This is a genomic window from Planomicrobium sp. CPCC 101079 (assembly GCF_007859275.1).
In the GTDB taxonomy this organism is placed as follows: domain Bacteria; phylum Bacillota; class Bacilli; order Bacillales_A; family Planococcaceae; genus Planococcus.
Genome location: NZ_VOHC01000032.1, coordinates 166,287 through 184,246 on the forward strand (window position 1 = coordinate 166,287; position 17,960 = coordinate 184,246).

Annotated in this window: 19 protein-coding genes; 1 reads left to right on the forward strand and 18 read right to left on the reverse strand. The window is 43.9% G+C overall.

Annotated features, from left to right (window positions below):
* Nucleotides 1–95: 95 nt before the first annotated feature.
* The 7 genes from dnaB to rpsF all read right to left on the reverse strand — a co-directional run bounded on the left by dnaB (nt 96) and on the right by rpsF (nt 6,299).
* Nucleotides 96–1,451 carry a replicative DNA helicase gene (gene dnaB, locus FQV28_RS18035; RefSeq protein ID WP_146497909.1) on the reverse strand — a complete coding sequence of 452 codons (1,356 nt, stop codon included), beginning with the start codon at nt 1,449–1,451 and terminating at the stop codon, nt 96–98.
* A gap of 12 nt (nt 1,452–1,463) precedes the next feature.
* Nucleotides 1,464–1,913, reverse strand: coding sequence for a 50S ribosomal protein L9 (gene rplI / locus FQV28_RS18040; RefSeq protein WP_146497910.1), 450 nt, complete (start codon nt 1,911–1,913; stop codon nt 1,464–1,466).
* Nucleotides 1,910–3,886 (reverse strand): DHH family phosphoesterase, encoded by a 1,977-nt coding sequence (locus FQV28_RS18045; RefSeq protein WP_146497911.1) that lies wholly within the window; start codon nt 3,884–3,886, stop codon nt 1,910–1,912. Before FQV28_RS18045 ends, rplI begins: the two co-directional genes overlap by 4 nt.
* A gap of 14 nt (nt 3,887–3,900) precedes the next feature.
* Nucleotides 3,901–4,860: a YybS family protein gene (locus FQV28_RS18050; RefSeq protein ID WP_146497912.1), complete on the reverse strand. Its 960-nt coding sequence runs from the start codon at nt 4,858–4,860 to the stop codon at nt 3,901–3,903.
* Between the two features lie 334 nt (nt 4,861–5,194).
* Nucleotides 5,195–5,431 (reverse strand): 30S ribosomal protein S18, encoded by a 237-nt coding sequence (gene rpsR / locus FQV28_RS18055; protein ID WP_146497913.1) that lies wholly within the window; start codon nt 5,429–5,431, stop codon nt 5,195–5,197.
* Nucleotides 5,432–5,486: 55 nt separating this feature from the next.
* On the reverse strand, nt 5,487–5,963 hold the full coding sequence (gene ssb / locus FQV28_RS18060) for a single-stranded DNA-binding protein (protein ID WP_146497914.1): 477 nt from the start codon (nt 5,961–5,963) through the stop codon (nt 5,487–5,489).
* Between the two features lie 48 nt (nt 5,964–6,011).
* On the reverse strand, nt 6,012–6,299 hold the full coding sequence (rpsF, locus tag FQV28_RS18065; RefSeq protein ID WP_146497915.1) for a 30S ribosomal protein S6: 288 nt from the start codon (nt 6,297–6,299) through the stop codon (nt 6,012–6,014).
* A gap of 174 nt (nt 6,300–6,473) precedes the next feature.
* Between rpsF and FQV28_RS18070 the strand changes: the two genes are divergently transcribed.
* The gene (locus tag FQV28_RS18070) at nt 6,474–7,034 is read left to right on the forward strand and encodes a DUF3267 domain-containing protein (RefSeq protein WP_146497916.1); all 561 of its coding nucleotides are present in this window, start codon (nt 6,474–6,476) and stop codon (nt 7,032–7,034) included.
* Nucleotides 7,035–7,045: 11 nt separating this feature from the next.
* Here the strand turns inward: FQV28_RS18070 and FQV28_RS18075 are convergent, their stop codons facing one another.
* From FQV28_RS18075 to mnmE, 11 genes are all read right to left on the reverse strand, one after another.
* Complete coding sequence (locus FQV28_RS18075) at nt 7,046–7,432, reverse strand: gamma-glutamylcyclotransferase family protein (protein ID WP_146497917.1); 387 nt, start codon at nt 7,430–7,432, stop codon at nt 7,046–7,048.
* Between the two features lie 275 nt (nt 7,433–7,707).
* Nucleotides 7,708–8,808: a redox-regulated ATPase YchF gene (gene ychF, locus FQV28_RS18080; protein WP_146497918.1), complete on the reverse strand. Its 1,101-nt coding sequence runs from the start codon at nt 8,806–8,808 to the stop codon at nt 7,708–7,710.
* An 84-nt stretch (nt 8,809–8,892) separates the two neighbouring features.
* Nucleotides 8,893–9,093, reverse strand: a complete 201-nt coding sequence (locus tag FQV28_RS18085) for a DUF951 domain-containing protein (protein WP_106533335.1) — start codon at nt 9,091–9,093, stop codon at nt 8,893–8,895.
* A 40-nt stretch (nt 9,094–9,133) separates the two neighbouring features.
* Entirely contained in the window at nt 9,134–10,042 is a 909-nt protein-coding gene (locus tag FQV28_RS18090) for a mechanosensitive ion channel family protein (protein ID WP_146497919.1), read from the reverse strand.
* A gap of 23 nt (nt 10,043–10,065) precedes the next feature.
* A complete protein-coding gene (locus tag FQV28_RS18095) occupies nt 10,066–10,779 on the reverse strand; it encodes a DUF554 domain-containing protein (protein WP_146497920.1) in 714 nt (237 codons plus the stop codon).
* Between the two features lie 110 nt (nt 10,780–10,889).
* On the reverse strand, nt 10,890–11,729 hold the full coding sequence (locus FQV28_RS18100; protein WP_146497921.1) for a ParB/RepB/Spo0J family partition protein: 840 nt from the start codon (nt 11,727–11,729) through the stop codon (nt 10,890–10,892).
* A complete protein-coding gene (locus FQV28_RS18105) occupies nt 11,722–12,483 on the reverse strand; it encodes a ParA family protein (protein ID WP_146497922.1) in 762 nt (253 codons plus the stop codon). The genes FQV28_RS18100 and FQV28_RS18105 overlap by 8 nt, the downstream gene beginning before the upstream one ends.
* Before the next feature lie 160 nt (nt 12,484–12,643).
* Nucleotides 12,644–13,510 (reverse strand): nucleoid occlusion protein, encoded by an 867-nt coding sequence (gene noc / locus FQV28_RS18110; protein ID WP_146497923.1) that lies wholly within the window; start codon nt 13,508–13,510, stop codon nt 12,644–12,646.
* 124 nt (nt 13,511–13,634) lie between these two features.
* The gene (rsmG, locus tag FQV28_RS18115) at nt 13,635–14,348 is read right to left on the reverse strand and encodes a 16S rRNA (guanine(527)-N(7))-methyltransferase RsmG (protein WP_146497924.1); all 714 of its coding nucleotides are present in this window, start codon (nt 14,346–14,348) and stop codon (nt 13,635–13,637) included.
* Nucleotides 14,349–14,440: 92 nt separating this feature from the next.
* A complete protein-coding gene (gene mnmG / locus FQV28_RS18120; protein ID WP_146497925.1) occupies nt 14,441–16,327 on the reverse strand; it encodes a tRNA uridine-5-carboxymethylaminomethyl(34) synthesis enzyme MnmG in 1,887 nt (628 codons plus the stop codon).
* 22 nt (nt 16,328–16,349) lie between these two features.
* The gene (mnmE, locus tag FQV28_RS18125; RefSeq protein WP_146497926.1) at nt 16,350–17,735 is read right to left on the reverse strand and encodes a tRNA uridine-5-carboxymethylaminomethyl(34) synthesis GTPase MnmE; all 1,386 of its coding nucleotides are present in this window, start codon (nt 17,733–17,735) and stop codon (nt 16,350–16,352) included.
* Nucleotides 17,736–17,960 lie beyond the last annotated feature (225 nt).

The window sequence follows — 17,960 nt, forward strand, 5'->3', positions numbered from 1 at the left end:
ACCGTGTTTATTGTATCAATGAAAACTGCTTCAGTCAATCAAAATCAAAAGAAAACACGAACATAAAAATGTGTTTTCACATTAAACGTTCGTGTTTAGTATCCGTCTGCTCCTTCGTGCTGACTCCAGTCAATGGTGACGAATTTGTTGTATTCTTTTACGAAAGCCAGTTTTACAGTCCCAGTTGGACCGTTACGCTGTTTCGCTATGATGATCTCAATGACATTCTGGTCTTCAGTTTCTTTGTCGTAGTAATCTTCACGATATAGGAAGGAAACAATATCCGCATCTTGCTCAATACTTCCGGATTCACGTAAATCCGACATCATCGGTCGTTTGTCTTGGCGTTGTTCTACTCCCCGGGATAACTGGGATAAAGCGATTACCGGAACTTCCAGTTCCCGCGCAAGGCCTTTTAATGAACGGGAAATATCGGATACTTCCTGTTGGCGGTTTTCTCCTGCGCGGCCTGGTCCTTGGATCAGCTGCAAGTAATCAATCATAATCATGCCAAGGCCGTGTTCTTGTTTTAACCGGCGGCATTTCGCCCGAATATCATTAACTCGGATGCCTGGTGTGTCGTCGATAAAAATTCCGGCATTAGAGAGACTTCCCATTGCCATTGTCAACTTCCGCCAGTCTTCATTTTGAAGCGCACCCGTCCGCATGATTTGTGCATCGATATTTCCTTCCGCACAAAGCATCCGCATGACCAGCTGTTCTGCACCCATTTCAAGACTAAAGATCGCGACGTTTTCATCTGCTCGAGTCGCCACGTTTTGGGCAACATTCAGGGCGAATGCCGTCTTACCGACAGACGGCCGTGCCGCTACGATAATCAAGTCGTTTCGCTGGAACCCTGCCGTCATCTTATCAAGATCCCGGAAGCCGGTAGGGATCCCTGTAACGTCCCCTTTTCGCGTGTGCAACAATTCGATGTTATCGTACGTCTTCACTAATACATCTTTGATATGGATAAAGTCGCCGGCGTTTTTCCGGTTTGATACTTCCATCATCTTCTTCTCTGCTTCAACCAGCAAAGCGCCTACTTCATCTTCACGCGTAAAGCCATCTTCCACAATTGACGTTGCCACGCGGATAAGCCGGCGCAAAAGCGCCTTTTCCTCCACGATGTGCGCGTAATGTGCAACGTTTGCTGCAGTAGGAACAGCATTGGCAATTTCCATCAAATAAGACAATCCGCCGACATCTTCCAATTCTTTTTTCACAGACAGCTCTTCTGTCACCGTCACCACGTCAATCGCTTTTCCATGGTCTGACAGCGTCAGCATCGTCTGGAAGATTTTTTGGTGCGCAATGCGGTAAAAATCTTCCGGCATGACGATTTCCGCTACGGTGATCAGTGATTGCGGTTCTAAAAAGATGGCTCCAATAACCGATTGTTCGGCTTCTTGGTTATGCGGAGGAACTCGATCTATCGTTTCGTTCATCGGTGCATCTCCTTACGCTTCTTCAGTTACGTGGACTCTGAGCGTAGCTGTTACTTCTTGATGGATTTTTACTGGAATATTTGTGTAGCCCAGTGAGCGGATGGCATCATCCAACTCCATTTTGCGTTTGTCGATTTTGATGCCGTGCTTTTTCTCCAATTCACTAGCCACTTGTTTTGTCGTGATCGAACCGAATAACCGGCCGCCCTCGCCTGATTTTGCTTTCAATTCAACCGTTAAAGCCTCGAGCTTCTCTTTCAGCCCTTTGGCTTCCTGAAGTTCTTGTTCAGATAATTTTTCTTCTTTTTTCTTCTGTCCATTCAATTGGCTGATGGCTGCTTGGCTTGCTTCAATGGCGTAGTTGTTCTTTAACAAGAAATTATGTGCATAACCATCCGCCACATTTTTGATTTCGCCTTTTTTGCCTCTGCCTTTTACATCTTTTAAGAATATAACTTTCATTCAGTTTGTCCTCCTTCATAATGTTCCTCAATCGCATTTTTAAGCAGTTCAACGGCTTCTTCGACCGTTGTATCCGGTAATTGCGTTGCAGCGTTTGTTAAATGGCCGCCGCCGCCAAGATGTTCCATAATTAATTGCACATTCACTTCTCCAAGTGAACGGGCGCTGATGCCGACACCACTTTCTCCTCGCTCTGCAATGACGAACGAGGCATTGACGTCTTTCATTGTCAGTAAAATATCGGCTGTCTGTGCAATCAGCACAGGGCTGTAAGTTTTTCCAGGTTCGCCATTTGCGATTGCAATGCCATCGGCCACGAATTCAACCGTCTGGACGATTTTCGCACGTTCTAAATACGTATCGAGATCTTCTTTCAAAAGGCGTTGGACAAGAACCGTATCGGCGCCGTTTGCCCGTAAATAAGAAGCTGCTTCAAATGTACGAGCACCGGTGCGAAGTGTAAAGCTTTTTGTGTCAACAATGATTCCAGCAAGCATTGCAGTGGCTTCCAACATCGACAACTTCTCGTGCTTCGGCTGATATTCGATCAGCTCGGTCACTAGTTCAGCTGTAGAGGAAGCGTAAGGTTCCATGTAAACCAGCATTGTGTTGGTGATGAATTCCTCGCCTCTCCGGTGGTGATCGATGATGACCACCCGCTCCATCCGCTGAAGCAGCCGTTCGTCAATGACCATGGAAGGCTTATGGGTATCCACAATGACCAGCAGCGAGTTGTCGGTCATCGCGGCAATCGCTTCTTCCGGTGTGATGAATTGGTTGAACAAGTCCGCGTCTTCTTCGATTTCATTCATCAACCGCATGACGCTGCGGTCGTATTCATCGAAATCCAGGACGATGCTGCCTTTTACTTTATTCATTGCGGCCATTTTCGCTACACCGACCGCAGCTCCGATCGCATCCATGTCAGGCATTTTATGGCCCATGATGAACACTTGGTCGCTTTCCTGGATCAAATCTCTCAATGCATGCGAGATAACGCGCGCCCGCACCCGTGTCCGTTTTTCAACCGGATTGGTCTTGCCGCCGTAAAATTTCACTTTGCCGCTTGGATTTTTAATCGCCACTTGGTCACCGCCCCGGCCAAGAACTAGATCCAAGCCAGACTGCGCCATACTGCCAAGTTCGACAAGCGAAGCAGATCCTGCTCCTACGCCAATGCTCAACGTCAATGCCAAGTTGTCTTTTGACGTCACTTCACGGATATCATCCAAGATGGCGAACTTCGATTTTTCCAACTCTTGCAAGATGGATTCATTGAAAATCGCCATAAAGCGGTCCGATTGCACGCGCTTGACGAAAATCCCGTGTTTTGCTCCCCAATCATTGATCAATGACGTCACCAGGCTATTCAAATTGCTTCGGGTTTGGTCATCCATTCCTTGCGACAGTTCGTCGTAGTTGTCGATAAACAAAATTCCGATCACTGTCCGGTCTGCGTAATACAAAGTTTCAATTTCCACTTGTTCCGTAATATCGAACAAATAAAACAGGCGGTCGTTCACTCGGTAATAGACCCGATATTTGCGGTCTCCAAGCGTGATGGTCATCTCTGTTGCTTCATTGGATGTTGTCAAAGGCTGAAAATCTTCCGATAAAGAGTATAAAGACTCGCCGATTAATGTGTCATACTCCAATGTAGAAGTCATATACGGGTTGGCCCATTCTATATCGAAATCTTCATTTACCAATAAAATCCCAATTGGCATTTCAAGCAGCGCTTCTTCCCCGACTTTTTTCATGCGGTAAGACAGCGTTTCAATATGTTGTTCAGTCGCTTCATAAGTTTTCTTCTCCATCGCCCATGCAGTGGCAAAGGCAATGCCAAACAGCAGGACAAAAACTCCCGCTATCCATCCCGACCAAGTTGAAATCAGAATCGCCGCGGCTAAGCCTAGCAGCAATAGCGCAATAAGCGGATATCGAAGTTTCCTCTTTCTAAAAAAAGCCGACATTATTCTTCAGCTCCTCATTTTCCTTTAAACTCGTGTGCCCGCTTAACCCACCCCCGGATATCAAATCCAAGGTCCACGATTCCGACGATACTCGTAAATGATTGCAGCGGCAAAGCCAGGAAGGTGACAATAACGGCCACCCACTTCGGCCATCCTTCCTGCTTAATGTAAAAATGGTAAAACGATACCCCTTGCAGGAACAACAGCATTTGAAGCAGGACGGACGCATTGATAAAAATCATATAAGCCATTGTTCCCGGCTGCAAATCAGACAGCATGGAAGCCAGCAATACGATTAAATAATACCATAATACACTTTTCGGCAGTTTCATATCCCGAAAAGGCGGAAATTTCGGCACCGCTGTTCCAAGCCGTTTCAATACCGGCAAATAAAACAATAACATCAGCCAAACCAGAAGGAAGACGGAAGCGACAAGCAAAGTCGGCAACAGCGTTTCCACTAGAAATGCCATTTGGTCGACCGATTCGTTATACTGTTCCATCTGGTCTGCGGTAGCGCCAAAACGCTCCAGCAAATCTCCAGCATGCGCATACGACTCTTGCATCATGGCAATGGATTCTTCCAGCACGTTAATGCCCAACAGGACGATTGATCCTACATACTGGAGCACTGTAGAAATGAGCAGGACAATGCCTGTACACAAGAACATGAATAGCTTGCTTTTTCCATAATAGATGCAAAGCCCGATAGAAAGCCCGAGCGGCACGTACACCAGCGCCAGTGGCAGGGACAGAAGGCCGCCAACGATAAACGATAAGGCCAGGCTGACGAATGCCAAAAGCAAGCTGGGTTTCCATGGATATTTTGCGCTGTACCATGCTATCGGCAAGCCCAAGAATAAGGTAGTGATAACATTCAAAAGAGGCACGTATACTGAAACGGCAAGGAGTACGGCAAACATGGCCGCCATCATCGCACCATTCGTAAGTTGTCTTGTTTGTTGATTTTGCATTCGGCTGTTTTTCCCCTTCTTTCGGGTTTATTTCATCCTTCCAATTGTAACATGATTAAGGAGCGTGAACAAAAAAGCCGACGGCGCCTGCCTGCCTTTCCCTTTGTAAAAATGCGAATAAAAAAGAAGACCGGTTTCCCGGCCTTCTCTAAAATACAACAAAGTATAAGTTACTAAGTTTATAAAAATTTATAGACTTCTTATTTCTTTGTCTAGACTTCAGCACCTAGCCCCTCGAGTCGCGGTCTGACTTGCCGATAATGGCAAAGAACGCCATTACTTTCAAGCCCTCCAGCGCTTGTCGGCGCTAAACAGGTGCTTCCGCTTTTCTTAATTATCTTTCTTCCGCAACAAACGGTAGAAGTGCCATGATACGAGCGCGTTTGATAGCGATTGTCAACTTGCGTTGCCATTTAGCGCTAGTGCCTGTAACACGACGTGGCAAGATTTTTCCTCGTTCAGAAATGAATTTCTTCAACAAGTCAGTGTCTTTGTAGTCGATGTATGTGATGTTGTTAGAAGTGAAATAACAAACCTTTTTACGTTTCTTTCCTCCGCGACGTGGTGCCATATCGAATTACCTCCTTTATAGTAGAATGGGTTGTAAGCGTTAGGTTTAGCCTGTTTTAGAACGGCAAGTCGTCATCCGATACTTCGATCGGGCCGCTGCCGCTTGAGAACGGGTCTTCATCTACACGCGTATAGTTTTGCTGACTTGGGCTTGGCGATTGGTTCTGTTGATAGGACGGTTGTCCCTGCGAACGATCTGCACCAGCACCAGAGCTTTTTGGTTCAAGAAATTGAACGCTATCTGCCACTACTTCAGTCGTGTAAACACGTTTTCCGTCTTGTCCCTCGTAGCTTCCAGTTTGAATGCGGCCTTCTACGCCAGCTAAGCTTCCTTTTTTCAAGAAGTTTGCTGTGTTTTCAGCTTGTTTGCGCCAAACGGTACAATTGATGAAATCCGTTTCTTTTTCACCTTGCGCGTTGGAGAATGTACGGTTTACAGCTAGTGTAAAACGGGCAACCGCCGCTCCGCTTGGAGTGTAACGAAGATCAGGATCTTTTGTCAGTCTTCCGACTAAAACAACTCGGTTAATCATCAGAATTCAACCCCCTTTTAAGTCAAAATTATAATCAGGTCCATATGCTTACGCGTCTTTGCGTACAGCGATATGACGAATAATGTCTTCGTTAATATTCGCAAGACGTGTGTATTCGTTGATAGCTTCAGAACCAGCGTTAACTTTTACGATTTGGTAGAAACCTTCACGTAAATCGTTGATTTCATAAGCTAAACGACGTTTACCCCACTCTTTCGACTCGATGATTTCAGCACCGTTAGAAGTTAGGATATCGTTAAAACGCTCAACTAGAGCTTTTTTCGCTTCCTCTTCAATTGCAGGCTGAATTACGTACATTAATTCATACTCTCTCATCGTGTTGTCACCTCCTCATGGACTTGGGCCCTACTGTTTCCAGTGGGCAAGGAGCAAGCAATTCATATTATTACTCACATCAATGTATTGTAGCATAAAGTCTGAACCTCCGCAACTATCATTTGCGCAACCAATTCCGTTATACTTTTTATAAATAAGGAAAGAAGTGAGCCTATGAAACCGGATCGCATCATCGAATTAAAAATGGAAGAAGTAGTGCCAAAGGTTCTATGGATAAATGGGCTGCTATTGGTTTTATTTGCGGCTGCTTATCATTTTTTCACCGAACCGTTAACTTTTCGCTTCTCCTTTTTGGGCATCGCTTTTTTTATCATTGGCTATTTGGTATTGATCGTCCTTCATGAATTGTTCCATTTGATCGGTTTTGTCCTGTTCGGAAAAGTGGCCATATCTTCTTTAAATTACGGAGTCGACCTGAAACTTGGCATCGCTTATGCTACGTCCAGTATGCCTGTCCAAAACAAAGCCATGCGCAAAGTGCTGCTGCTTCCTTTCTGGACCACCGCCGTTTTGCCGACAGTTGCGGGATTCTGGGTGGAAAATCAAATCATGGTCCTTCTCGGCGCCATGCTTGCCGCTGGCGCTCTAGGGGACTTTTGGATGTACCGCGAACTGTTAAAAGAGCCCAAGGATGCTTGGATACTCGACGACCCCGCTTTGCCGAGATTGAATGTTTATGAAAAATACCCAATAGAAAAAAGCGCTGATCTGTAGTCAGCGCTTTTTCATTTCATCATTAACGATTGCGATACGTCCCAAACGCCGCCCATCACTTTTGTTTTTAGCAACTTTTGGTCTTTGGCCACATAAGCAATAGCATCAATCTGTTCTCCGTTGGATTCTACTGTAATGGTCAATTTATTAAATAAATCCGTTGCCGATCCTCCTGTATATCCTTCCAGATCATCAAGAGCTGGCCATAATTCATCCGGGATCTCATAAATTTCTCCTGTTATCTTTCCAGGCTCTGACAAGACCGCAGCCGGATAACCAAGTCCAGAATCATATATAACTCCATCCGCCATTGCATGTTCTGCAACTAGCGTAGCTTCTCCTAAGTAACTATGGTACTTCCCGCCTCTTTTCAACGAGCCATACACAAACAACTTCATGTTCCATCCTCCTATAAAAAAACCGGAATGCTACTTATACATCCGGTATATTTTCTTACTATTTTACTTGATTTTTATCATTAATAAAATCATTTTGCTTTGATTTCAAAGCTTTTTTGTTTGTTAACTGCCGAGATGAAAAAGGCGCTAAAGCTAGTTATATCTAGCTTTAGCGCCTTTTTTCACGGTTTATAAGAAAACCTTATTTAGGCATTAAAGACTCCTTGTTCACCATTCCGCCTTATGTTAGCACACCTATACAAGATTTTTTGCCTTTAGACGTTAAATCTGAATAGCATTACGTCGCCGTCTTTGACGATATATTCTTTACCTTCTTGGCGGACTTTCCCAGCTTCTTTTGCAGCCGCCATCGATCCTGCTTCCACAAGATCTTCATAGGCTACAGTTTCAGCGCGAATAAAACCGCGTTCGAAATCTGAGTGAATAATGCCGGCGCACTGTGGAGCTTTCATGCCTTTTTTAAATGTCCAAGCCCGTACTTCCTGTACGCCTGCTGTAAAGTAAGTAGCCAGGCCAAGCAAGCTGTAAGAAGCTTTGATCAATTGGTCCAAACCGGATTCTTTAATGCCCAATTCTTCAAGGAACATTTCTTTTTCCTCGTCTTCCAAATCAGCCATTTCTTCTTCGATTTTCGCACAAACGACGATTACATCTGCGTTCTCTTTGGCGGCAAAATCCCGAACTGTTTGAACATATTCGTTATTATCCGCTTCAGCAATTTCGTCCTCTGAGACGTTTGCAACATACAACATTGGTTTCAATGTCAGCAAATTCAAGTTTTTCGCGATACGCAACTCATCTTCTGTAAAATCGATTGAACGCGCCAGCTGCCCGTTCTCGAATGCTTCACGCAATTTCATCAAGACCGGTTCTTCAGCTACCGCGTCTTTGTCTTTTTGCTTCACCAATTTCGCAGCGCGCGCAATCCGCTTTTCGATGCTTTCCATATCAGCCAAGATCAATTCGAGATTGATGACTTCGATATCAGAAATCGGATCTACTTTACCGGAAACGTGGGTAACGTTCTCATCTGCAAAACAACGGACCACTTGGCAGATAGCGTCCACTTCGCGAATATGGGACAAGAACTTGTTGCCCAACCCTTCGCCTTTACTGGCGCCTTCTACGATGCCTGCAATATCCGTAAATTCAAAAGCTGTTGGAATCGTCTTTTTTGGAACGACCAATTCCGTCAATTTGTCTAACCGCTCATCCGGAACTTCAACAATTCCGACGTTCGGATCTATAGTACAGAACGGGTAGTTTGCTGCTTCAGCCCCCGCTTTTGTAATAGCATTAAATAATGTGGACTTCCCCACGTTTGGTAACCCTACAATCCCTGCAGTTAATGCCATAGGATTCACGACCTCTCTTCTCGATCACACGATTTTTTTCGCAACCACTCTATTATAGGAAGAGAATGGCGACTTGTCCATTGTTCATTCCGTTTCGGCTTTTACCAATACTTTTTTCATCTTCTTGTTGAAATCAATGCGCGGAATCATCACACTATGCTGGCAACCTTCGCATTTGATCCGGATATCCGCCCCCATGCGGATGATTTTCCAGGCATTGGCGCCGCACGGATGACCTTTTTTCATTTCTACAATATCGTTCAAGCCAAACTCTTTCATTTCCATATGCCCGCCTCCTTTGTTTTTAAGTACTGAACAGAAGGTTTTATTTTTTAAGATCCACTGGCTGGCGCTGCATCATGACCATATGCGGAAGCGGAACCTCTACGTTATTTGCGTCTAAAAATTCTTTTAGGTCGCGCCTGATTCCGCGTGACACTGCAAAATGCTGCATTGGCAAAGTTTCCGCTACCACACGGACCACCATCTCAGTTGGCGTCAAACTTTGGACACCTAAAAATTCCGGTGGTTTGATGATTTGTTCGTACTTATCTTGCAGCGTTCCCAAAAATTCCTGTATGAGTGCCTCTACTTTGTTGATGTCTGCGTTATACGCAACATTGACATCAACAACAGCAATGGAGTTATTGATCGAGAAGTTGACCACATCGGTTATATTGCCATTTGGAAAGATAAACAATTCGCCCGTATAGCCTTTGACTTTTGTTGTACGCAAACCAATCTCTTCGACCGTTCCTTCTGCTGCACCAATCCGCACAAAATCCCCTACTGAGAACTGATCTTCAAAAATGATGAAGAATCCGGTAATGACATCACGTACCAAGTTTTGCGCACCAAAACCGACCGCCAAACCAAGTACCCCGGCCCCTGCAATCAATCCCCTAACATCAATATTAAATGACGAAAGAACTGCAATGATGGCCATAAAATAAATTACATATGCTGTTACATTTTCCAGTAGTTTTGATAATGTCTGCTGGCGGCGCTCATTATATTTAAGCGGTCCTTTGATGCGGACTGCAAAGCTTTTTCGCACTATCATTTTCAGTAATCTGACAATGATGCCTGCCGCTATCATAATGACCACTACTTTTAGCGCCACTGTACCAACATCAAACCACAATTCTTGATTGAATATTACCTCTTTTGTTTGCTCTGTTGCCTTTTCTAAATCTTCTGTAACCGTACCTAAATTTGTTTGATTTGTACTCATTTTTTCACCTTCCCAAACTTACCTTACATTATGTTGAACTGATACATCACCGTGACAACACAACCTACCACTAATACGCCGGGCAATAAATTCGCTACTCGTATTTTTGTAATGCCCATCATATTCAAACCGATGGCCACAATCATAACACCGCCTGTAGCTGTCATTTCTTTTATAAACAAATCCAATGCTGCATCTGGAATAATCAAACTGATCTGGGTTGCAAATAATGCAATGAGTCCTTCGTAAACAAAAACGGGAACTGCAGATAATAAGACACCTATGCCTAACGTTGACGCTAAAATGATGGAGATGAACCCGTCAATTATTCCTTTTGAAATTAAAACACCGTGTTCATTGCTCAAGCCGCTTTCCAGTGCTCCAATAATTCCCATTGCTCCCATGACATACATAAGTGTAGCCGTGATGAATCCTTGAGCAATGCTTCCTTTGCTTTCTTTAACCGCGAGTTTCCGTTCAATCCAATGGCCAAAGTCATTTAGCTTCTGATCCAAGTCTGCCCATTCGCCAAGAACTGCCCCTATAACCAAACTGATTATGACAACGACAAAATTCCCGCTTTCAAATCCCATTTGCAATCCAAGAACTGTTACAGCCAAACCGATAGCATACATGACCGTTTCCCTTATCTTCTCTGGGATATTGCGCAAGGCTCTTCCAATTAACGTCCCTGCCACAATAAGTATGGCATTGATCAAAGTCCCCAAGAGAATCATTACTTATCCCCTTTCTCAGACACTTCTGCTTTTCTCTTTATTGATCAATCGCCTTCGTTTTCCTTTCAAAAACAGAGCCTATTTTCCGGAGTGCGGAAAATAGGCACTTGTCAATTCAGCAATTCTAAAATCCGTTCCAAGTCTTCTTCCGAGAAAAACTCAATTTCGATTTTCCCTTTGTTTTTAGACTTTTTAATTTGGACATTTGTTCCAAAACGGTCTCTTAATTCGGATTGTTTTTCCTCTATAAACAAGTCTTTTTTCTTTTCAATTGTTTCACGTGGAACATCTTCATTTAATCGTTGAACCAGATTTTCCAATTGACGAACATTCAAGTTTTCTTTAACGACTTTTTCGGCCGTCTCAGCAATCAGTTTTTTATGGCGTAAGCCAAGTAAAGTTCGTCCATGCCCCATTGATAACTTCTTATCAGAAATCAGTTGGCGCACATTTTTAGGCAAAGCCAGCAATCGAACATGGTTGGCTATATGCGGCCGGCTTTTTCCTAACCGGAACGCCAATTGTTCTTGAGTCAGATTTAAAGCTTCCATTAATTTTTGATACGCTTCAGCTTCTTCAATCGGAGTCAAATCTTCTCGTTGAAGATTTTCCAATATGGCAAGTTCCATCATTTGCTGGTCATTCAAATCTTTTATGATGGCAGGAACTTCTTTCAATTTCGCTAGCTTAGCTGCGCGGAAGCGCCTTTCTCCTACTACCAATTCAAAATGTTTTCCTTTTTTGCGAACTACTACCGGCTGCAAGATTCCATGCTCTTTAATTGAGTCTGACAATTCTTGCAGTGCCGCGTTATCAAATATTTTTCGAGGCTGGAAAGGGTTTACGCGTAATTGCCCAATGCTGATTTTTGTAACGGCTTCTGCTTCTGTCTGCGTCAATGATTCACCAGGGAACAATGCGTTGATGCCTTTTCCTAATCCTTTAGCCATTCCGAATCACTTCCCTTGCCAAATCTAAGTAGACTTCTGCGCCTCTGGATTTTGGATCATAGATGATAATTGGTTCCCCGTGGCTTGGGGCTTCGCTTAACCGCACATTCCGTGGAATAACTGTCCGGTACACTTTATCTTGGAAGTATTTCTTTACTTCTTCGATTACTTGTAGACCCAGATTTGTACGTGCATCCAGCATTGTCAATAACACACCGTCTATCATTAAGTCGTGATTCAAGTGTTTTTGTACCAAGCGAACCGTGCTCAACAATTGACTCAACCCTTCCAATGCGTAGTACTCGCATTGAACCGGAATGATGATGGCGTCTGCTGCCGTCAGTGAGTTAATGGTTAATAACCCCAATGATGGCGGACAATCGATGATAACATAATCATACAGGCCTTTTACTTCTGATAATGCGTTTTTCAGGCGAACTTCCCGGGAAATGGTGGAAACCAGTTCAATTTCTGCTCCTGCTAAGGAAATCGTAGCGGGCACGACATGCAAATTCTCTACTTTTGTTTCCATGATGGTATCTTTTATGTCGACATCATCAATTAAAACTTCGTAAATGCATTGATTTACATCGCCTTTGTTCACCCCTACCCCACTCGTTGCATTTCCTTGGGGGTCTATATCTATTAAGAGAACTTTCTGGCCTAGATAAGCAAGGCAGGCACTCAAGTTCACTGAAGATGTTGTTTTTCCTACGCCGCCTTTTTGATTGGCGATCGCAATTGTTCTACCCACACTTGCACCAACTTTCTTTTTTACTTCTATTATTCTACTGCGGAAGCAGGATTTTTGCTATTTCTAATGGTGTCCATTTTCTATTGTATCAAAATTTTTCTTCTATTATAGTTACATTCCTATTAAAAAAGCTCTTTCCGTCACAGGAAAGAGCTTTTTATTACTTTTTCTTCGGTATTTTCACTGTGATTTGGTAATAATCATCGTGTTCTTCTTCCTCGGTCGTTACATCGATCCCGCTTTTAGCGACCATATGGAGCGATTCTTTGATTGTATTCATTGCTATTCTTAAATCACGGCTTACTGCTTTGCGTTTTGGTTTTGCTTTTTTTGGTTCTTCAGTCGCAAGTGCTTTTTCCACTTTTTCTTCAAGCTGCTTGACATTTAAGTTTTGCTCAACCGTTTCAGTAAATATTTTCTGTTGTAATTCACTGTCTTTTAGTTGCAGCAGTGCCCGTGCGTGGCGTTCAGTAATTGTCCGGCTCAATAAGGCATTTTGTATTTCTTCCGGCAATTTAAGCAGCCGCAATTTATTGGCCACAGTCGATTGCCCTTTTCCGAGCCGTTGTGCTAGCGCTTCTTGCGTAATTTCATGGATTTCCAGCAAGTTTTGATAAGCCGTTGCTTCTTCAATCGCCGTCAGTTCTTCGCGCTGCAGATTTTCGATCAAGGCAATAGAAGCCGTTTCCCTATCGCTCAGTTCACGGACGATAGCAGGAACTTCCTCCCAGCCAAGCGAACGCATCGCACGAAACCGCCGTTCCCCTGCAATAATTTCATAGGAGCCTTCTTCATTTGATGACCGTACAACGATTGGTTGAATAACCCCATGCATATGGATTGTCCGAGCCAACTCTTCTATTTTCTCTTCATCAAATACAGTTCTCGGTTGAAATTGGTTTGCACTTATTTTTTCTATTGGCAGTTTGACGACTTCTTCCGAATGCTCTCTTACAATTTCTGCTGTACTTTCTGTTTCATCTTCTTTATCGCTGCCCCCAAAGAAACGGGAAAAAGGACTCTTCAACTCAAGCACCACCCTTTTAAAAGCTTACAACTATTCATTACATTTTATTTGCATCTTTTCTTCAAGTTAATGTTTCACGTGGAACATTAACTTGAAATACAGATGATTAAATTTTATCAAAACATCAAATTATTGGCGTTTTGTTTGGAACCCCAGGTTTCCGCGGATATTTTTTCGGCGTTTCCTTATATTTTTTGAAAATTTGGATGTAACGCTCACTCTCTTCAACTGGCAAAGTAAATGAATGAATGCTTTCTGTTTTTACGCCAAGTTTTTGAAGAGCTTTTTCTGCGTCTTGAAGTTCATCCGGAGCTGATGCTGCCTTCATAGCCGCAAACAATCCTCCGTTTTTAACCAATGGCACGCAAAGTTCCGCAAGAACAGAAAGCCGGGCTACAGCACGGGCAGTAACCAGATCGTAACTTTCCCGATGTTCAGACTGGCCAAAATCTTCTGCTCTTGCATGAACAAATTGCACACCGGATAATGCCAACTTTTCGCTTAAATGCGTTAAAAATTGGATGCGTTTGTTTAAAGAATCTACAATTGTTACTTTAATTTCCGGAAAACAAATTTTTAGCGGAATGCTTGGAAACCCTGCTCCTGCCCCCACATCACATACTTTTAACGGTTTGGTGAAGTCTATATAAAATGCAGCCGTAATTGAATCAAAAAAATGCTTCAAATAAACAGATGGCTGGTCTGTTATGGCAGTAAGGTTCATCTTCTCGTTCCACTCGACCAACTCTACATAGTACGTACGAAACTGAGCAAGTTGTGTTTCCGTCAACTGGATTCCTTTTTCACTGAGGGCATCTTTGAATTGTTGTTCGTTCAACCGCTTCTTCCTCCCTCTTCTTTTTAAATTATAATTCTATGTAAAAATGGGCTGGTATATGCCAGCCCATTTATTAAGTTCCGTAAAATTATTTAAATAACTTTAGCGATTCTTCCTTGTTCAATATACACCAACAAGATGGAAATGTCAGCAGGATTTACGCCAGAGATCCGGGAAGCCTGTGCGATAGAAAGTGGTCTTACTTCTGTCAGCTTGACTCTCGCTTCTGTCGCTAAACCGGAAATCGCATGGTAATCGATGTTTTCCGGAATCTTTTTGTTTTCCATTTTCTTTAGCTTATCCACTTGTTGAAGCGATTTTTCGATATATCCTTCGTACTTGATCTGAATTTCCACTTGCTCTTTTACTTCCGCTTCAAGCTCTACGTCTGAAGCAGTCAATTGAGCAATCATGTCATAATCCATTTCTGGGCGTTTTAACAAATCCGCTCCGCGAATGCCGTCTTTCAGTTCGCTGCCGCCTGCATCCCGGATCAATTGCTGGGTAACTTCATTTGGCTTGATCATGATGCCTCTTAAGCGTTTGATTTCTTCTTCAATCCGCTCTTTTTTCGCCAAGTATTTCGCATAACGCTCATCAGTAACCATGCCAATTTTATGGCCCAGTTCTGTTAAGCGCATATCGGCATTGTCGTGGCGCAGCAATAAACGGTATTCGGCTCGTGACGTTAACAAGCGGTAAGGTTCGTTTGTCCCTTTCGTTACCAAATCATCGATTAACACACCAATGTAGGCATCCGAACGGCTCAGAATGACTTCCTCTTTGCCTAACACTTTCGCTGCGGCGTTGATTCCAGCCATCAAACCTTGTCCTGCTGCTTCTTCATAACCGGAAGTTCCATTGATTTGGCCGGCAGTATAAAGATTTTCAACTTGTTTGGATTCAAGAGTCGGCCATAATTGCGTCGGTACGATGGAATCATACTCGATGGCATAGCCAGCACGCATCATTTCCGCTTTTTCAAGTCCAGGAATCGATTCTAGCAACTGGCGCTGGACATGTTCAGGCAGGCTCGTTGAAAGGCCTTGTACGTAAACCTCACGCGTATTGCGTCCTTCCGGCTCCAGGAAGATCTGATGGCGCGGCTTATCGTTAAAACGCACCACTTTATCTTCAATCGACGGACAGTAACGTGGGCCTGTTCCTTTTATCATGCCTGAATACATTGGCGACAAATGCAGATTGTCATCAATGATTTGATGCGTTTTTTCGTTCGTATAAGTCAACCAGCAAGGCAGCTGATCCATGATGAATTCAGTTGTTTCGTAACTGAACGCACGAGGCTCGTCGTCGCCAGGCTGAATTTCCGTTTTGCTGTAGTCGATCGAGTTGCTGTTGACGCGCGGCGGCGTCCCTGTTTTAAAGCGGACTGTTTCAAATCCGAGCTCTTCCAGGTTTTCAGCCAGCTTGATGGACGGCTGTTGGTTGTTCGGTCCGCTTGAATAGCGAAGATCGCCGATAATAATTTCTCCGCGGAGGAATGTACCAGTTGTGATGACTACGGATTTGGCGCGGTAAATGCCGCCAACTTGCGTGATCAATCCAGTGACCACACCGTCTTCAACGATCAATTTTTCAGCAATTCCTTGGTGAAGCGTCAAATTCGGCTGTTCTTCCATCAGGCGTTTCATTTCTTGCTGATAAAGCACTTTATCCGCTTGTGCACGAAGTGCGCGGACAGCTGGCCCTTTTGCTGTATTCAGCATTCTCATTTGAATGTGAGTTTTATCGATAACGCGTCCCATGGCTCCGCCAAGCGCGTCAATTTCACGTACTACAATGCCTTTTGCGGGTCCGCCAATTGACGGATTACAAGGCATAAATGCGATCATATCCAGATTCATCGTCAAAACGAGCGTTTTTGCGCCCATTCGCGCTGATGCCAACGCAGCTTCTGCTCCAGCATGCCCAGCGCCAATAACGATGACATCGAACGTGCCTGCTTCGTATTGTGGCATGTTCGTTCATTCCCTTCGAGTTTTATTTCCCTAAACAGAACTGAGAGAATAATTGGTTCAATAAGCCATCATCAGCCGTATCGCCGATAATTTCCCCAAGAATTTCCCATGTTCGAGTAACATCAATTTGAATCATATCCACAGGCACGTCCATTTCTGCCGCGTCAATAGCGTCAGAAATCGTTTGATGAGCCTGATGCAGCAAAGAAATATGGCGAGCATTCGAGACATACGTCATATCCCCTGCTTCAATTTCCCCTTCAAAAAACAATTCGGCAATCGACTCTTCAAGCTGATCGATGCCTTCTTCTTCAATTAATGAAGTTGTGACAAGCCGCTTGTTTCCAGCCAATTGCTGTACTTGGCCAAGATCAATTTTTTGCGGCAAATCGGTTTTATTGATGACAACAATATAATTCATATCCTTGACCGCTTCAAATAACAGCTCGTCTTCAGCCGTCAGCGTTTCGGAATAATTAAGTACATAGAGAATCAAGTCTGCTTCTTTCAGCACTTTTCTTGAACGTTCAACACCAATCCGTTCCACGATATCTTCTGTTTCACGGATGCCTGCAGTATCCACCAAACGCAGAGGCACACCACGGACGTTGACGTATTCTTCTATTATATCACGGGTGGTTCCCGCTATTTCTGTAACAATGGCTTTATTTTCTTGGACTAAACTATTTAATAGAGAAGATTTTCCGACATTCGGACGCCCGATGATGACCGTTGAAAGCCCTTCTCTTAAAATTTTTCCTTGTGAAGATGTCTGAAGCAGCCTGTCAATTTCAGAGCGCACCCACAATGATTTCTCGAGCATAACCGGACGCGTCATTTCTTCCACATCGTCGTATTCGGGATAGTCGATGTTCACTTCCATCTGTGCGATTGACTCCAGCAACGCCTGGCGCAGCGTGCCGATCAATTTCGACAGCCGGCCTTCCATCTGGCCAAGTGCGACGTCCATCGCACGGTCTGTTTTAGCACGGATTAAATCCATGACCGCTTCTGCCTGCGACAAGTCGATGCGCCCATTTAAAAACGCCCGTTTCGTAAATTCTCCTGGCTCTGCAAGTCTTGCACCGGCACGCAGCACAAGAGAAAGCACACGATTGACGGAAACGATTCCTCCATGGCAATTAATCTCGATCACGTCTTCGCGTGTGAAAGTCTTTGGACCTTTCATGAACGACACCATGACTTCTTCTACTACTTCCTCCGTCCACGGATCTTGCAGATGCCCATAATGAATTGTATGCGTCGCTTGAGAAGCCAAACGTTTCCCGCTTGGCGCTTTAAACAATTTGTCTGCAATTTCAATTGCCTGTGGGCCGCTCAGCCGGACGATCGCTATGGCACCTTCACCGCTCGGTGTGGATATCGCAGCAATTGTATCGAATTCCATGATGTTTCCTCCTTGATAAAAAGTTGTCCACATGTGGACAACTGATAAATGCCCGTGGCTTTCTAACGTATTACATTAGCATAAATGTGGAGAAACCGAAAGACATTGAGTTTCTTTTCCTATAACTTTTTGCGCGCTTAATAAAAATTATTTTGTTTCTGCGGCAAATTTTTTAAAGCTCTCTTTTTCAAATCGTTTGGAAGCGGCTCCTTCTAAAAAAACAGA

What these genes read in the sequence shown, in the direction of transcription:
- dnaB (WP_146497909.1), bottom strand. Translation starts at nt 1,451, where the DNA reads ATGAACGAAACGATAGATCGAGTTCCTCCGCATAACCAAGAAGCCGAA.
- rplI (WP_146497910.1), bottom strand. Translation starts at nt 1,913, where the DNA reads ATGAAAGTTATATTCTTAAAAGATGTAAAAGGCAGAGGCAAAAAAGGC.
- FQV28_RS18045 (WP_146497911.1), bottom strand. Translation starts at nt 3,886, where the DNA reads ATGTCGGCTTTTTTTAGAAAGAGGAAACTTCGATATCCGCTTATTGCG.
- FQV28_RS18050 (WP_146497912.1), bottom strand. Translation starts at nt 4,860, where the DNA reads ATGCAAAATCAACAAACAAGACAACTTACGAATGGTGCGATGATGGCG.
- rpsR (WP_146497913.1), bottom strand. Translation starts at nt 5,431, where the DNA reads ATGGCACCACGTCGCGGAGGAAAGAAACGTAAAAAGGTTTGTTATTTC.
- ssb (WP_146497914.1), bottom strand. Translation starts at nt 5,963, where the DNA reads ATGATTAACCGAGTTGTTTTAGTCGGAAGACTGACAAAAGATCCTGAT.
- rpsF (WP_146497915.1), bottom strand. Translation starts at nt 6,299, where the DNA reads ATGAGAGAGTATGAATTAATGTACGTAATTCAGCCTGCAATTGAAGAG.
- FQV28_RS18070 (WP_146497916.1), top strand. Translation starts at nt 6,474, where the DNA reads ATGAAACCGGATCGCATCATCGAATTAAAAATGGAAGAAGTAGTGCCA.
- FQV28_RS18075 (WP_146497917.1), bottom strand. Translation starts at nt 7,432, where the DNA reads ATGAAGTTGTTTGTGTATGGCTCGTTGAAAAGAGGCGGGAAGTACCAT.
- ychF (WP_146497918.1), bottom strand. Translation starts at nt 8,808, where the DNA reads ATGGCATTAACTGCAGGGATTGTAGGGTTACCAAACGTGGGGAAGTCC.
- FQV28_RS18085 (WP_106533335.1), bottom strand. Translation starts at nt 9,093, where the DNA reads ATGGAAATGAAAGAGTTTGGCTTGAACGATATTGTAGAAATGAAAAAA.
- FQV28_RS18090 (WP_146497919.1), bottom strand. Translation starts at nt 10,042, where the DNA reads ATGAGTACAAATCAAACAAATTTAGGTACGGTTACAGAAGATTTAGAA.
- FQV28_RS18095 (WP_146497920.1), bottom strand. Translation starts at nt 10,779, where the DNA reads ATGATTCTCTTGGGGACTTTGATCAATGCCATACTTATTGTGGCAGGG.
- FQV28_RS18100 (WP_146497921.1), bottom strand. Translation starts at nt 11,729, where the DNA reads ATGGCTAAAGGATTAGGAAAAGGCATCAACGCATTGTTCCCTGGTGAA.
- mnmG (WP_146497925.1), bottom strand. Translation starts at nt 16,327, where the DNA reads ATGCCACAATACGAAGCAGGCACGTTCGATGTCATCGTTATTGGCGCT.
- mnmE (WP_146497926.1), bottom strand. Translation starts at nt 17,735, where the DNA reads ATGGAATTCGATACAATTGCTGCGATATCCACACCGAGCGGTGAAGGT.